We start from the raw sequence: 15,927 nt of genomic DNA on the forward strand, positions 1-15,927 counted from the left end.
AGCGTATTTTTATCGCCGCACGGGTCAATGGCCGGCGGCGCTTTTCTCGCCGATGGAGGCGGCGATTTTGTTGGCTTCGGCGTCTTTGCCGAAGACATAGACCATGAGGATGCGCCCGCGGCTTTCCAGCACGCGGACGTTGACCGGTTCGCCGTTCTGGACGAAATCCAGGCGCAGCGAGCCTTTTTTGTCGCGGCGGATGTCGTTCTTTTTCACGCCCACCGCGTCGGCCAGATTTTCGGCCACGCTCTTGACGGTGCCGCTCTGGGTCGTGGCGGCCTGGTCGACGATGACGGCGGCGCTCTCGTTCTGGTTGTAGATCAGGATCTGTTCGCCCTGTCTGAAGGACCAGCCGTCGGGGATCTCGACCGACAGGTCGTAGAAATTGACGCTCACTGCCGGCAGAGGACGCGCGGCCGACAAAAAGAACAGCATCGTCATCAGGGCAACGCATGACGCAGATTTTTTTTTCATGAAGACGAACCTCCTTTGCCGCCGGAGGACTTACGAACGCCTCCGGAAGTTACGCCCTGATTCTAGCAGATGGAAAATGCCCGCACATGAGAGAAAACAACAATTCTTTGGACGGCTGGGGGCCGCCGCCGTTCGTCTTCTCTCCCGCGTCTTTTCGGCAGCGCGAAATACAACACTGAAACTTGAACCGACTTTTTCCTTCCGAACGTTTCTTTTTGCCCTCTTGAGGTGGATTCGAGAGAATTTTTATTGTAGAATGAGAAGCCATGATATGCAGTTTCAGCCCGGGGAATTTGGTGAAAGACCAAAGCGGCCCCGCCACTGTGAGCGCGTTGCGCGCGAGTCAGGATACCGGCCTGAAACGGGGGGAACAGAGAGCGAATCTTGCGCGGGCGGGATTTCGCCGCGCGAGCGCGTTCTCTTCGCTGAATTTTTTCCGCCGGCGGGGAAACGGGCAAATTTTTCAGCGTCAGGGAGGATTTGATTCACCATGGAAAAAGACCAGCAGAAATCCGCGCCGATCACTCCTGTCACCTTTGACGAGTTCAAAGTCCCCACGTACGAGGAGTGGAAGCAGGCCGCCGAAGTGGCCCTGAAGGGGGCGCCCTTCGACAAAAAAATGTTCACGCCGACGTTCGAGGGCATCACGCTTCAGCCCATTTACACGGCCGAGAACGTCGCGGAGCTGAAAGACTGCCATGCCTTTCCCGGAGCGCAGGACTTTTTGAGAGGCGTCAAGAGCGCGCCGCAACACGGCCATCTCTGGGAGATCGCCCAGGGCGTCGACGCGCGCTGCCCGCGCCGGGCCGGCGAACTGGCCGCCGAGGAACTGAAAAGGGGCGCCACGGCCATCCACCCGGTGCTCGATTACTCCAGCACGCACGGCATGGACGTCCCCGCCTGCGAGCGCCGCGGCGTCAGCATCTGCTCGCTGGAACATCTGGAAAAGTTTTTCGCCGCCGCCGATCCGGGCGCGCACGAGCTGCACGTCGCCGCCGGCGCGTCGGCCCTGCCGATGCTGGGCATGATCGCCGCATGGTGCGAAAAGCGCGGCGTCGCGCTTTCCAGCCTGAAAGGCTGCGTCGGCGCCGACCCCGTCGGCTCGCTGGCCCGCGACGGCTCGCTGAGCCGCTCGCTCGACAGTCTGTACGATGAAATGGCGCAGACGCTGCTCTGGGCCGAAAACCATCAGTGCGCTCTGCGCACGATCCTGATTCGCGGCAGCGTCTACGCCAACGCCGGCGCGTCCGCCGTCCAGGAGACGGCCTGCGCGCTCGCCGACGCCGTCGCCGTCGTCCGCGCCATGGCGGAGCGCGGCATCGCCCCCGACGTGACCGCCCGCCATCTTCGCTTCGAAGTCGGCCTCGGCGCCAACTTCTTCATGGAGATCGCCCGCCTGCGCGCCCTGCGCGTGCTCTGGGCGCACGTGGCGCGCGCCTTCGGCTGCGAGGGCGAGAGCGCAAAGGTCAACGTCATCGCCGAGACCTCTCCGTTCACCGTGACGGTCTACGATCCCTACGTCAACATCCTGCGCACGTCCACGCAGGCCTTTTCGGCCGCCGTGGCCGGCGTCGATTCCATGAACGTCAACTGTTTCGACTGGGCCGTCCGCCCCGCCACCGAACAGGCGCGCCGCATCGCCCGCAACCAGCAGATCATGATGCAGACCGAGTTCAACTTCGACGCCGCCGTCGATCCCGCCGGCGGTTCCTGGTACGTGGAGACGCTGACCCGCCAGGTCGAAGACCGCGTCTGGGAACTGTTCCAGAAGGTCGAAGCCGAAGGCGGTCTCGTCAAGGCGCTGCAGTCCGGCCTGATCCAGAACGAGATCGGCGCCGTGCTCGCCGACCGCTTCAAGAAGCTCGCCACCCGCGCCGAACGCGCCGTCGGCAACAACATGTACGCCAACATGGCGGAAACGCCGCTTGACGTGCCCGCAAGCGACCTGGCCGAGTTCAAGGCCGCCCGCGAGGCCAAAGTGGCCGAGATCAAAAAACGCCGCTGCCCCGACTGCCTCGCCAAAGCGCTGAAAGACGTGGCCGAAAGCGCCAAATGCGGCAAAGGCGGCCAGGTCGTCCATGCCGCCGAGGCGTTCGCGGCCGAGGCGCTGCTGTCCGATCTGTGGAAAACCCTCGACGCCGCCGGCGCCTGCGACCTCAAAGTCGCGCCGCTTCAGCCGCACCGCTGGACCGAACAGTACGAAGCGCTGAGAAAACGCACCGAAGACTACACCGCCCGGACCGGCGGCAATCTCAAAGTATTCCTCGCCAACATGGGCCCCATCCCTCAGCACAAGCCGCGCGCCGATTTCAGCACGGGCTTCTTCGAAGTGGCTCACTTCGAGGTACTGAAGAACGACGGTTTCGAGACTGTGGAGCTGGCCGCCGAAGCCGCCGCGAAAAGCGGCGCCGACGCCGCCGTGATCTGCTCCACCGACGACACCTATCCCGAGCTCGTGCCGCCGCTGGCCAAGCTGATCAAGGAGAAGCGCCCCGGCATGACCGTGTTCCTCGCCGGCGCGCCCGCGCCCGAGTTCAAACAGAGCTATCTCGACGCCGGCGTCGACGATTTCATCCACGTGAAAGCCAACTGCCTCCAGGTCCTCACCGCCATGCAGAAGAAAAAGGGGATGTGCTAGACCATGTATCAGAATCCTGATTTCACCAAGATCGCCTTCAAGGAAGAAAGCCGCGCCGAATCGCGTCAGGACTGGGAAGCGCGCGTCCTCAGGGAGACGGGCCGTTCCGTCTCCGAACTGTGCACGCGCACGATGGAGCAGATCGACGTCAAGCCGCTCTATACCGCCGACGACTACGCCGGCATGCATCACCTCGGCTTCATGGCCGGCATCCCGCCGTTCCTGCGCGGGCCGTATCCCACCATGTACGTCGCCCGTCCCTGGACGGTGCGCCAGTACGCCGGTTTTTCCACGGCCGAAGAGTCGAACGCGTTCTACCGCCGCAACCTCGCCGCCGGACAGAAGGGGCTTTCCATCGCTTTCGACCTGGCCACGCACCGCGGCTACGATTCCGACCATCCGCGCGTCGTCGGCGACGTCGGCAAAGCCGGCGTGGCCGTCGACTCGATCCTCGACATGGAGATTCTGTTCTCCGGCATCCCGCTGGGGCAGATGTCCGTCTCCATGACCATGAACGGCGCCGTGCTGCCCGTCATGGCCTTCTACATCGTCGCCGCGCAGGAACAGGGCGTCGACATGAAAGTCCTCAGCGGCACGATCCAGAACGACATCCTCAAGGAGTTCATGGTGCGCAACACCTACATCTATCCCCCCGCGGCCTCCATGCGCATCATCGGCGACATTTTCGCCTTCACCTCGCGCAACATGCCCAAGTTCAACTGCATCTCCATCTCCGGCTACCACATGCAGGAAGCCGGCGCCACCGCCGACATCGAACTGGGCTACACGCTGGCCGACGGCCTCGAGTACATCCGCACCGGACTGAAAGCCGGACTGAGCATCGACGATTTCGCGCCGCGACTGTCGTTTTTCTGGGCCATCGGCAAGAACTACTTCATGGAAGTGGCCAAGATGCGCGCCGCGCGCATGCTCTGGGGCAAGATCGTCAAGCAGTTCAACCCCAAGAACACCAAGTCCATGGCGCTGCGCACGCACTCGCAGACTTCGGGCTGGAGCCTGACCGCCCAAGACCCCTTCAACAACGTCACCCGCACCTGCGTCGAGGCCATGGCCGCCGCGCTCGGCCACACCCAGTCGCTGCACACCAACGCCCTCGACGAAGCCATCGCCCTGCCCACGGACTTCTCCGCCCGCATCGCGCGCAACACGCAGCTCTACATCCAGGACGAAACCAAAGTCTGCAAGGTCATCGACCCGTGGGGCGGCTCCTACTACGTGGAAGCCCTCACCGACGAGCTGATCCGCCGCGCCTGGGCGCATATCCAGGAAGTCGAAAGCCTCGGCGGCATGGCCAAGGCCATCGACACCGGCCTGCCCAAGATGCGCATCGAGGAGGCCGCGGCGCGCCGTCAGGCCCACATCGACTCCGGCAACGAAAAGATCGTCGGCATCAACTACTTCCCGCTCGAGAAGGAAGACCCGCTCGACATCCTCGACGTCGACAACACCGCCGTGCGTCAGGCGCAGATCGCGCGCCTCGAAAAGCTGCGCGCCGGCCGCGATCCCGAAAAGGTGCAGCAGTGTCTCGACGCCATCACCCACGCCATGGAAAGCGGCGAGGGCAATCTGCTCGAGCTGTCCGTCGAAGCGGCCCGCGCGCGCGCGTCGCTGGGCGAGATTTCCTTCGCCATCGAAAAAGTGTGCGGGAGGCACAAAGCCGTGATCCGTTCGATTTCAGGAGTGTACAGCAGCGAATTCGCCGACGACGAAGTGATCAAGGAAGTCCGCCAGATGACCGACGACTTCGAGAAGCGCGAAGGCCGCCGTCCGCGCATCATGGTCGCCAAGATGGGGCAGGACGGCCACGACCGCGGCGCCAAAGTCGTCGCCACCGCCTACGCCGACATGGGTTTCGACGTCGACGTCGGGCCGCTGTTCCAGACGCCGGCCGAGACCGCTCAGGACGCCGTAGACAACGACGTCCACATCGTCGGCATGAGCTCGCTGGCCGCCGGTCACAAGACGCTGCTGCCCCAGCTCGTCGAAGAGCTGAAAAAGCGCGGCCGCGGCGACATCATGGTCGTCGCCGGCGGCGTCATCCCGGCGCAGGACTACCAGTTCCTGTACGACCACGGCGCCGCCTGCATCTTCGGCCCCGGCACGGTCATTCCCGCCGCCGCCCGTGAGATGCTGCAGGTGCTGAACAAGCGTCTTGCCGCCCAGGAAGGAGCCGTGAAGTAGAAAACCCCTCCCCCGAAAAGGAGAAAAACCCGATGAGCATCGAAAACAACACGTACCAGCCCGACTGGCAGCCGCAAAACGCCGGCAGCGAATTCGCCTGTTTCGTGACGAAGGGCGTGGACGGCACCGGCGGCCCCACGGCCGCCAACGTCCAGCCCGTGAGGCGCAACCTCTCCGTCGACGAATACGCGCGGGGCATCCTTAACGGCGAACGCGCGATCCTGTCGCGGGCCATCACGCTGATCGAAAGCAACGCCCCGAAACACTTCGCCACGGCGCAGGAACTGATCCAAAAGCTGCTGCCCCACACGGGCAGATCCATGCGCGTCGGCATCACCGGCGTGCCCGGTGCCGGCAAGAGCACCTTCATCGAAGCGCTCGGCTCGTGGCTGTGCGACCGCGGGCACCGCGTCGCCGTTCTCGCCGTCGATCCCAGCAGCACCGTCACCAAGGGCAGCGTCCTCGGCGACAAGACGCGCATGGAAAAACTGTCGCGCCACCCCAACGCCTTCGTGCGCCCGTCCCCTTCGGGCGGCACGCTCGGCGGCGTCACGCGCAAAAGTCGCGAGACACTGCTGCTCGTGGAAGCGGCGGGCTACGACGTGGTCCTCGTCGAGACCGTCGGCGTCGGCCAGAGCGAGACGACCGTGCGCAACATGGTGGATTATTTTCTCATGGTGGCGCTCACCGGCGCGGGCGACGACCTGCAGGGCATCAAGAAGGGCATCATGGAGATCGCCGACTCGATCCTCGTCAACAAGGCCGACGGCGACAACAAAACCAAAGCGCTGTCGGCGCGCGCCGACTTCGACATGATGCTCCACTACCTGCGTCCCGCCACGGAGGGCTGGGCCAGCCGAGCCTACACCTGTTCGTCGCTGACGGGCGAGGGCATTCCCGAGATGTGGGGCGTCGTCGAGGAGTTTTTCAAGACCGTGCGCGGCAACGGCGTTTTCGAGAAACGGCGCAAAGAACAGGTGCTCAAATGGGTCAACGACATGGCGCGGGAACATCTGGAAAACCTCATCGGCGCCAACCGGGCCATCGCCGCCGCCAAGGCGCGCATCGAGGAGGAGGTCACCGCGGGCAAAGTCTCGCCCACGCAGGCCGCCCAAGAGATCATCGACGTGATGGAGCGCGAGCTGTTCCACGCGGGACGGTAGATCGTTTTCCGCCGCCGCGCCGGCGACGGGTCTGGAAAACAAGCAAGCTTTTTCGCAGAATAACGAAAGTCTCCGGGAGCAAGTGCCCCGGAGACTTTCGTTTTATGACCGGTTCGCCCGCGCTGTGCAGCGCAGATAACCGCAGAGCAGCGCAAAGAGAACGTTGAGAGAAAGCATGCTGCTGCCCGGCAGAAAAAGCTCCGGCTCCAGCAGATTGACGCACCAGATGGAAAAGGGAACGACGGCAAGCAGCTGATCGGTCGCGGAGATTCCGCTTTCCGGTTTGGCCCGGACCAGGGTAAAAAAATCGCGAAAGAAGAGAACGGTGTACGCCGAGGCAAGCGCGCCTCCCGGAACGCCCATGCCGCACAGCGTATGCACATAGCCGCTGTGCATGTGGGCAATATCACCTTCAAGCGGGATATATCCATTGAGAACAGACATCAATTTGACGTAGGGAAGTCCCCAAAGAAGCGCCTCCGGGCGGTCGCGCAGCATTTTCGGCACGGCTCCCCAGATTTCGATCCGACTTGTCAGCGTGGTAAGACCGTACCAGATTGTGCGAATGGAATGCGTCACGTTTCGATAGATAAAGTTCATCGAAAAAGCGCCAAAAAACAACAGCAATACGCAGACGGCGGCGAAGACAAATCTTTTCGTCCACGGAGGCAGCGAAGAACGCCTGATCCCAATCGCCGCGATGCAGGCGAAACCCGCCATCAGCGCCAACATCGCGTTGCGGGAGGCTCCCAGCGCCACCGCGGCCAAAAAGATCAGTTCGAGAACGGCGGCGGGAACATAGAAGCACCGTCGGGGACGGCTGGCGAGCAGGTAGGGAACCAACAGGCAGCAGGCCATGGCCAGAAACGCCGTGCAATACTGGTGCCACAGCAAAACCCTGAGTTCCAGGCGGCCGGTCGCGCTGTATGTCGCGCCGAAACGCAGCCTGCCATGCCAGAGCGAAAAGCAAGCGCCCCTGAAAACGCCGTAAAAGGCGATCAGAAGCATGAGAGCGAAGACGATCAGTCCCGCCAGCAGAACGGCGTCCAGTATTTTCCGCCGCCGGCCGTCCCCCGTCAGTTCGGCAAAAGGGAACGCGATCAGAGCGACGGACGTCAGATGCACGAGAGCCGCCTGGGCTTCTCCCGCGACGGTCAGAGATACCCCATGATAAAGACAGCACAGCGCGAACCAGAGGGGAAAGAGAGCGAAAGCGAAAACGCCCGATCCGCGCAAGTCCTTTTTTCCCAGAAAAACGGCCGCCGGAACAAAAAACTCGATCCATAACAGGCAATAACGGGAGAACAGATGGTAGGCATTGCCGTGAAAGCCCCGCATGACCGTCGCCCCCAGGGCGGCAAGCAGGGCGGCAACGAGAAAAGAGTCCGCCGCCGCGGCTCTCAAAGGGGTCAAAGGCCGCTCCATACCAACGCCTTCTAATCGAAGCGGATGAGGGTTGTCAGATGAGACAGCCATGATTCCCCATCCTTTCGGTACGTTTCCGTCAGACTGTTGACGACAACGGTATTGACGGAAAGCACGGTTATTCGGTCTTCGCTGAAAGAGGAGACTGCGCTTATGACGTAAGGTTTTTCTTTGACAGTTCCCAAATACAGCATGGCGTGGCCGGGAAAGAAGAGCAGGGAACCGGCGCGGGTCTTTTTCAGCATGTCGAGCTTGGCGCCGTCGGTCAGACCGGAAAGATCGACGGCTGCCGCTCCGCTCGCTTCGGCCTGCCGGGCGGAAGTTCGCGGCAGAACGACGCCGAAGCAGGAAAAGACGTCCCGCAGAACGCCGGAGCAGTCGTTGGCGTGCCCGTCTCCGCCCCAGCCATAACGGCGCCCCAGCAGTTTGAACATCTGCCGCAGCACGTTTGCCGCCGTGAATTCGAGCCGCCCCACGCAAACGTCCGCAGAAACGGGGACCAGGGCGTATTCGTCCCTGATCCATCCGTCGCCGCCGCGCAGAGGGATTTTGACCGCGTAACACCCGAATCCGATCCGGCTGCGAACGGATTCCGGAGCTTCGTCAGGGCTTACGAGCGGCAGCGCCGTCCCCATGGGGAATCTGGCGCCGCTGAGCTCTTCGCAGTAAGGATCGTCGTCCAGGCACAGTTCGCTTCCCGTCACGACGAGGCAATGCTCCGGTTCCATGCGCCGGAGCCATTCTTCGCGGCTTTTGCAGAGGGCGACGTGCCTCTTTTCGATCCAGCCGCCGTAACTGTCCGTAAAAACGTAATACCAGCCGCCGTCCGCGCTTTCGTGAACGACTGCCAGAGGTTGGCAGGGGCGGCAGTTGGAACGCACCATTTTGTCAAAGAGAAGATCGTCCTTTTCGCCGACGACGTCGCGCACGGGGTACGCCTGCAGCGTGGTCCAGAAGACCGCATAGCCGAAACGGACGGAAACGGTCTTCGGGATAGCGTTCAAATGAAGCCGCCGGTCCAGATCGGCCCAGTACTTCTCCGTCACCGGCGCACCGTTCAGATAAACGGTTTCCGACGGTTTAGGTTTATAAACGGCTCCGGCCATCTCTCTTACAAAAGCGCCGCTGATCGCGTCTCCGATGTCGGTCAGCGCCGTCGTGTTCCCTGATTCCGTCGTCAGAGCGTTTTTATTTGCCGCGTTGAATGCCCTTATTCTTTCCGGACTCATCAGCACGGAATCCAGCAGCTGGCTGTTGCCGACCCAGTAGCCGGGCAGAAACATTTCCGCGGCGACCCCGCCGGCGGTTTTCATATATTTCGCGTATGCCGGCGATGGCTCAGCCGCCTGGGGCGCATCGCAAAGCGCCGCTTTCCACGCCCCGCAGACGCCCAAAAGCAGCATGAGCGCCACGATCCCTGCCGGCGTCCGCGAATTCTTGTTCATGATCTTGATCTTCATTTTTCAGCTCCCATTTCACGTCGGAGATTGTGTCACGCAAGAGACGGAATGCTCGAACCATACCACATGGCGGCGCAATTGAAGGACGAGTGCCGCCTGAGTTTACGATAAATTATTATAAACGATTCTTTTGAGCTGCGCTTGCAGACCGATCACGACTGCAGCGGAAAGAGCCGTTTGTTTTTCTTGCCGACCGGTGGGGCGAAGAGAGATTTATGCTATAATCTGTGCCGGAACCCAATTGAATAATCAGCACGGTTCGAGACTTTTCCAGTTTCGATCAAAAAGGAATCGGGTGAGAATCCCGAGCGGTCCCGCCGCTGTAAAAGCCCCGCTTCTCCATGCGCCACTGTGAGCCCCGCGCTCATGGGAAGGCGGAGAAGGCTCCATGGGCTTGAGCCAGAAGACTTGCCGCGCTGAGCACAAAAAAGTTTTCGCGAGCGACGGAACGTGTGTGCTGCTTTCAGACCTTTCTTTCTGATTGAGGCCCCGGCAGCGGACGTTCTTTCGGCATGGGATGCCGGAAGAATTTTTTTTCACATGGGACGGCGCCGCGCCGAAAGGAAGGAAAAAACGTGTACAACCGCATCAGCAATCGCGAGACAGAGGCCAAGACCATGTCGGCGGCGCAGGCCGCCGATCTGATCAGGGACGGCATGACCGTCGGCACCAGCGGCTTCACCATGGCCGGATATCCCAAGGCCGTGCCCATGGCGCTGGCCCGCCGCGCCGAACGCGGCGAGAAGATCCGCATCAAACTGATCACCGGCGCGTCCGTCGGCGACGAACTCGACGGGCGTCTGGCGCGCGCCGGCGTGATCGAACGGCGTTATCCCTACCAGACCAACCAGAGCGTGCGCGACCTGGCCAACGACGACCGCCTCGCCTACGTGGACATGCACCTCAGCCAGGTGCCCTTCTGGATCAAAAACGGCTACTTCGGCAAGATCGACATCGCCATCATCGAAGCGATCGGCATCGACGACGAGGGCAACATCATTCCCAGCACGTCGGTGGGCTGTTCCAACGTGCTGGCTGAGTACGCCGAAAAAGTGATCGTCGAGGTCAACACGACCCAGCCCGTCAAGCTGGAGGGCATGCACGACGTGTACAGCCCCCGCCGCATGAAGGAGACCGAGCCGATCCCGATCGTGCGCCCCAACAACCGTGTCGGCATGCCCTACATCCGCTGCCGCCCCGACAAGATCGCCGCCGTGGTCGTCACCGACATCCCCGATTCGACGCGCCATCTGGCGCAGACCGATGCGAGGTCCCAGATCATGGCCGACTATCTGGTCGCTTTCCTCGAGAACGAAGTGGCCTGCGGGCGGCTGCCGCGCAAGCTGCCGCCGATCCAGTCGGGCGTCGGCAACATGGCCAACGCCGTGCTGGGCGGACTGCAGAAGTCCAAATTCCGCAATCTTTCCATCTATTCGGAGGTGCTACAGGACTCCGTGCTCGACCTGATCGAAACGGAGCGCGTCTCGTTCGCCTCGGGGACGGCCCTGACTATCTCGCCCGAACGCATCGACGCCTTTTACAAGAGTCTGGAGATGTACAAGTACAAGATCATCCTGCGCCCCGTGGAGATCAGCAACTCGCCGGAAGTGATCCGCCGCCTCGGCGTCATCGCCGTCAACACGGCGCTGGAAGTCGACCTCGAGGGCAACGTCAACTCCACACACATCGGCGGCTGCCAGATCGTCAACGGCCTCGGCGGCTCGGGAGACTTCGCGCGCAACGCCGCGCTCTCGGTGTTCACCACGCCGTCGACGGCGAAGGGCGGAACGATCTCCTGCATCGTCCCGCACGTGGCGCACGTCGACCACACGGAACACGACCCTCACGTGATCATCACCGAACAGGGCTGCGCCGACCTGCGCGGCCTCACGGCCTACGAGCGCGCCCGCGCGCTGATCGAAAACTGCGCGCATCCCAAGTACCGCCCGGCGCTGCGCGCCTTCGTGGAGCGCAGCGCCGCGCGCCCCGGCTTCCGTCACGGCTTCGCGCCGGAGGATCCGCAGCGCTGGATGCAGGATTATCGCCCCGAAGAAAACGAATCAGAGAAAAGGAATGACTGAAATCATGTTTTTGAAATCGCTTCTCGAGATCACCATGCTGATCTGCTTCGGCGCCGCCTGGCCCATCTCCATCTACAAATCGTGGACCTCGCGCAGCAGCAGGGGCAAGAGCGCGCTTTTTCTCGTCGTCATCATCGTCGGTTATCTGGCGGGAATCGGCAAATGCCTGCTGGACTCCACGCACTGGAGCGTGGTCGCGCTCTACGTCGTGAACGTGACGATGGTTTCGATCGACATGCTGCTCTACTTTCGCAACGAGGCGCTGGAGAAAAAGACGGCGGAGAGTTGTTAGCCGCCTGTTTCGCACGCCGGGGCCTGCCATTTATAGCCATATCTAGCGTCTAAATGTCAAAATTAACAATGTATATAGTGTTTTCGTCTTTACGAGATCGTTTTTATGGTGTATGATGGCAGCGAAAAATCCCGGGCAAGCGGTCCGCTTCGTCCCGTTTTTCGCGCGCCCGCTGCGGGCGCCGCATTTCGCTCTTGGAAAGAGAGGCCTTTCAAGTGATCGAGACCATCAAGAAGAGGGACGGCCGTCTGGCGCCCTTCAACGAAGACCGCATCACCCGCGCCATTTTCCTCGCCGCGTCCGCCGTGGCAGAGAAGGAAGGCACGTCCGCCGACTACCGCATCGCCGAGGGGCTGACGTCGCAGGTCGTGCGCCGTCTCAACGAAAAGTACGCTTCCGGTTCGCCCAGCGTCGAGGACGTGCAGGACATGGTGGTGAAGGTGCTGATCGAGAACGGCCACGCCCGCACCAGCGAAGCCTACATCACCTACCGCAACGAGCGCACGCGCGTGCGCGACTCCCACACCCGCCTGATGAAGGCCATCGAGGAAATCACCTTCGCCGACGCCAAGACCGCCGACGTGAAGCGCGAAAACGCCAACATCAACGGCAACACGGCCATGGGCACGATGCTGGAATACGGCAGCGCCGTGTCGCGCGAGTTCTGCAAGACGCACGTGATCCACCCCGCTCACGCCAGGGCGCACGACGAAGGCGACATCCACATCCACGACATGGACTTCCTCAACATGGGCACGCTGACCTGCTGCCAGATCGACATCCGCAAGCTGTTCAAGGGCGGCTTCTCGACAGGGCACGGTTTCCTGCGCGAACCGCAGGACGTGATGAGTTACGCGGCGCTGGCGGCCATCGCCATCCAGAGCAACCAAAACGACCAGCACGGCGGCCAGAGCATCCCGTACTTCGATTACGGCATCGCCGACGGCGTGCGCAAGACGTTCCGCAAGCTGTACGTGAGCAATCTCGCCAAGGCGCTGGAACTGCTTCGCGACCTCGACGCGAAAGCCTCCGTCAAAGAGGCGGAAGCCCGCGCCGAAGCCGAAACGGGGCGCGCCATCGGCCTGACGGACGACGCCGCGCGTGACGAGGCCGAGCGGAATTTCCTCGCCGCGTCGCTGAAAGTCGACGGCGCGGAGCTGGGCAAACTTCAGACGTTCGCCCGCAAGGAGGCCCTCGCCGAAACGGACCACCGTACCTACCAGGCCATGGAAGCCTTCATCCACAACCTTAACACCATGCATTCGCGCGCCGGCGCGCAGGTGCCCTTCTCGAGCATCAACTTCGGCACCGACACGTCTCCCGAAGGGCGCATGGTCACGCGCAACCTGCTGCTGGCGACCGAAAAGGGGCTGGGCAACGGCGAGACGCCGATCTTCCCCATCCTCATCTTCAAAATCAAAGAGGGCGTCAACTACAACCCGGGCGATCCCAACTACGACCTGCTGCAGCTCTCATGCCGCGTCACTTCCAAGCGGCTTTTCCCCAATTTCAGCTTCCTCGACGCCCCCTTTAACGCCGAATACTACAAACCCGGCGACCCCGACACGGAGGCCACCTACATGGGCTGCCGCACGCGCGTGGTCGGCAACCGCTGCGGCGAATCGACGGTGAGCGGCCGCGGCAACCTCTCCTTCACCACCATCAATCTGCCCCGCCTGGGTATCGTCCACGGCCGGGCGCTGGGCGGCACGACCGATCTCGACGCCTTCTTCGAAGACCTCGACGGCAAGATCGACCTGGTCGTCGACCAGCTGCTGGAGCGCTTGGAAATCCAGGGGCGCCGCCGCGTCAAGAACTTCCCGTTTCTGATGGGACAGGGCGTGTGGAAAGGCTCCGACGGCATGAACGACGAGGACGAACTGCGCGAGGTGATCCGCCAGGGCACACTGACTGTCGGTTTCATCGGCCTGGCTGAGTGCCTGGTGGCCCTGACGGGCAAGCATCACGGCGAGAGCTCCGAGTCTCAGGAACTGGGGCTGAAGATCATCCGCCACATGAGAGAGCGCATGGATCAGGCTTCGGAACAGTACGACCTGAACTTCTCCCTCATCGCCACGCCCGCGGAAGGGCTGTCGGGGCGCTTCACCCGCCTCGACGCGAAAAAGTTCGGCGCGATCCCCGGCGTCACCGACCGCGAATACTACACCAACTCCTTCCACGTTCCCGTGTATTACAAGATCGGCGTCTTCGACAAGATCGCCCGCGAAGCGCCCTATCACGCGCTGACCAACGGCGGGCACATCAGCTACGTCGAGCTGGACGGGCTGGGAGCCAACAATCCCGAAGCCTTCGAAAGCATCGTTCGCGCCATGAAGGAAGCGGGAATCGGCTACGGCAGCATCAACCATCCCGTCGACCGCGACCCCGTCTGCGGCTACACGGGCATCATCCCCGGCGACGTGTGCCCCCACTGCGGGCGCCGCGAGCACGACGGCCCCGTGGGGTTCGAGCGCATCCGCCGCATCACCGGCTACCTCGTCGGCACGCTGGACCGCTTCAACGACGCCAAACGCGCCGAGGTCCGCGACCGCGTCAAGCACAATCAGTGCGGCACGGAGGAAGAGGCGAGCGTCAAATGAAGATCCGCCTCGCCAGTCCGATGACCCGCGACAGCATCGTCGACGGGCCGGGACTGCGGGCGGTGATCTGGGCGCAGGGATGCTTCCACAACTGCCCGGGCTGCCACAATCCCTGCACGCACAACCCGTTCGGCGGTTTCGAAATGGACGTAGACGACCTGATCGCCCAGCTGGACTCGCTCCATCTGCAGCAGGGGCTGACACTATCGGGCGGCGAACCGTTCCTGCAGGCCCGCGCCCTGGCCGCAGTGGCCCGCGCGGCGCGCCGGCGCGGACTGAACGTGTGGGCGTTCACGGGTTTTACCTTCGAGCAGCTGACCGACCGCAAAAATCCGGGCTGGGCGGACCGTACGGCCCTGCTCGAACAGATCGACGTGCTCGTCGACGGACGCTTCGAGCGCGACAAGCGCGATTTGTCGCTGCGCTTTCGCGGCTCGTCCAACCAGCGCATCCTCGACGTGAAAAAAAGCTTGGCCCTGCAGGCCCCCTGCGTCATCGAAGAGTACATGCGCCAGGCCATGTAGCGGCTCTCCGCCGCGATGCGGGCGCACACCGAAAAGGCCGTTCCGAAAAGCGACAAAGATTTCTTCATCGCTTTTCGGAACGGCCTTTCGTTTACCCCTCTCCCGCCGCCGGGGCCGTAAAGCTTTTTTTCGTCGCAAAAATGTTCCACGTGAAACACTTTACGTCGAGCCTTATAAAAGCCGGATCGAAATTACATATTAAAAATTCGATACCACTCCCCGCCTCCGAGCCGGGGCAGGAGGAGCTCTACTTTACGCCGTAGAGCAGCCCCACGCCCGACGTCATCATGGGGCGTGCGAGCGCGGGAACAAAGGCCGCGCCGGCGCGGGGGATATAATTCACTTCCCGCAGGCCGCTGTCTTTCATCCGCTGCACGAACTCCTCCATGTCGCCGTAAAGAGCGGAGCGGCCAAACAGATCGATGAAGGCAAAACTTCCCCCTTTTTTCAGCACACGCAACGCTTCCTCGACGACAGGGCGCTTCGACCGTCCGGAGATCGTCTTCACCTCGTGAAAGACAAAACAGCTGACGGCGGCGTCGAAACTTTCATCGGCGAACTCCAGACGAGCCGCATCGCCGTGCCGAAAACCGATTCGGGCGTCGCAGCCTTCGAGTCGGGCGTTCTCCTCGCATTGCTTTTGCGAGTAATCCCATACGCCGCTCCAGTAATCGACGCCGATAATCTGTGCCGCAGGAAAACGCTGCGCGCAGCGGATCGACAGCGCTCCCGAGCCGCAGCCGATATCCAGCAGCCGTCCCTGTCCCTGCCAGGCAAGGTGATCCAGCAGCTCGTCGTAAAACTTCCCGGAAAGACCGCCGCCGCGCAGGTCTACCGTCCTCCGGCAGTACTGCATGTATGCGGCGGCAGCCAGCGACAGAGCGCTGAACGCGCCCAGCAGCAGCGCCGCAGCTGAATTGCGCCAGAGCAGCGCGTTCAGGACCGCAAGGAACAGCAGCCCCAGGAAAACTCCCCACAAGGCATTCATCAGCTTCCGTGGAACCCAGTTGCCGTAGTCCGCTTTTTTTGAAGAGTTCATTGAAGTCATCCTTCCCTTAGTTAGTTATA

At 62.2% G+C, this 15,927-nt stretch carries 11 protein-coding genes and 2 riboswitches; of the genes, 7 read left to right on the forward strand and 4 right to left on the reverse strand.

Features of this window, described 5'->3' with window-relative positions:
• Positions 1–24 precede the first annotated feature (24 nt).
• Positions 25–474 carry a hypothetical protein gene (locus FYJ74_RS07190; protein WP_154528904.1) on the reverse strand — a complete coding sequence of 150 codons (450 nt, stop codon included), beginning with the start codon at positions 472–474 and terminating at the stop codon, positions 25–27.
• A gap of 212 nt (positions 475–686) precedes the next feature.
• A riboswitch (cobalamin riboswitch) is annotated at positions 687–848 on the forward strand.
• Between the two features lie 116 nt (positions 849–964).
• Here FYJ74_RS07190 and FYJ74_RS07195 point away from each other — a divergent pair.
• Genes FYJ74_RS07195 through meaB form a run of 3 tightly spaced genes read left to right on the forward strand, consistent with a single transcriptional unit; the run spans position 965 to position 6,477 of the window.
• Positions 965–3,112 carry a methylmalonyl-CoA mutase family protein gene (locus FYJ74_RS07195; RefSeq protein WP_154528905.1) on the forward strand — a complete coding sequence of 716 codons (2,148 nt, stop codon included), beginning with the start codon at positions 965–967 and terminating at the stop codon, positions 3,110–3,112.
• Between the two features lie 3 nt (positions 3,113–3,115).
• A complete protein-coding gene (gene scpA / locus FYJ74_RS07200; protein WP_154528906.1) occupies positions 3,116–5,314 on the forward strand; it encodes a methylmalonyl-CoA mutase in 2,199 nt (732 codons plus the stop codon).
• Positions 5,315–5,346: 32 nt separating this feature from the next.
• Entirely contained in the window at positions 5,347–6,477 is a 1,131-nt protein-coding gene (gene meaB, locus FYJ74_RS07205) for a methylmalonyl Co-A mutase-associated GTPase MeaB (protein ID WP_154528907.1), read from the forward strand.
• A 102-nt stretch (positions 6,478–6,579) separates the two neighbouring features.
• Here meaB and FYJ74_RS07210 read toward each other — a convergent pair whose 3' ends face one another.
• Together FYJ74_RS07210 and FYJ74_RS07215 are read right to left on the reverse strand one after the other, a co-directional pair.
• Positions 6,580–7,902: an O-antigen ligase family protein gene (locus tag FYJ74_RS07210; protein ID WP_195838845.1), complete on the reverse strand. Its 1,323-nt coding sequence runs from the start codon at positions 7,900–7,902 to the stop codon at positions 6,580–6,582.
• Between the two features lie 11 nt (positions 7,903–7,913).
• Complete coding sequence (locus tag FYJ74_RS07215; protein ID WP_154528909.1) at positions 7,914–9,362, reverse strand: SH3 domain-containing protein; 1,449 nt, start codon at positions 9,360–9,362, stop codon at positions 7,914–7,916.
• 238 nt (positions 9,363–9,600) lie between these two features.
• A riboswitch (cobalamin riboswitch) is annotated at positions 9,601–9,792 on the forward strand.
• 145 nt (positions 9,793–9,937) lie between these two features.
• On the opposite strand from FYJ74_RS07215, the gene FYJ74_RS07220 reads away from it, so the two are divergent.
• The 4 genes from FYJ74_RS07220 to nrdG all read left to right on the forward strand — a co-directional run bounded on the left by FYJ74_RS07220 (position 9,938) and on the right by nrdG (position 14,859).
• A complete protein-coding gene (locus tag FYJ74_RS07220; RefSeq protein ID WP_326830903.1) occupies positions 9,938–11,443 on the forward strand; it encodes a succinate CoA transferase in 1,506 nt (501 codons plus the stop codon).
• The gene (locus FYJ74_RS07225) at positions 11,436–11,735 is read left to right on the forward strand and encodes a hypothetical protein (RefSeq protein ID WP_195838846.1); all 300 of its coding nucleotides are present in this window, start codon (positions 11,436–11,438) and stop codon (positions 11,733–11,735) included. Before FYJ74_RS07220 ends, FYJ74_RS07225 begins: the two co-directional genes overlap by 8 nt.
• 215 nt (positions 11,736–11,950) lie before the next feature.
• Positions 11,951–14,335 (forward strand): anaerobic ribonucleoside triphosphate reductase, encoded by a 2,385-nt coding sequence (locus tag FYJ74_RS07230; protein ID WP_326830904.1) that lies wholly within the window; start codon positions 11,951–11,953, stop codon positions 14,333–14,335.
• Entirely contained in the window at positions 14,332–14,859 is a 528-nt protein-coding gene (gene nrdG, locus FYJ74_RS07235) for an anaerobic ribonucleoside-triphosphate reductase activating protein (RefSeq protein ID WP_154528912.1), read from the forward strand. Before FYJ74_RS07230 ends, nrdG begins: the two co-directional genes overlap by 4 nt.
• A 247-nt stretch (positions 14,860–15,106) precedes the next feature.
• Here the strand turns inward: nrdG and FYJ74_RS07240 are convergent, their stop codons facing one another.
• The gene (locus FYJ74_RS07240; protein WP_154528913.1) at positions 15,107–15,898 is read right to left on the reverse strand and encodes a class I SAM-dependent methyltransferase; all 792 of its coding nucleotides are present in this window, start codon (positions 15,896–15,898) and stop codon (positions 15,107–15,109) included.
• Between the last annotated feature and the right edge of the window lie 29 nt (positions 15,899–15,927).

This window comes from Pyramidobacter porci, from assembly GCF_009695745.1.
GTDB classification, from domain to species: domain Bacteria; phylum Synergistota; class Synergistia; order Synergistales; family Dethiosulfovibrionaceae; genus Pyramidobacter; species Pyramidobacter porci.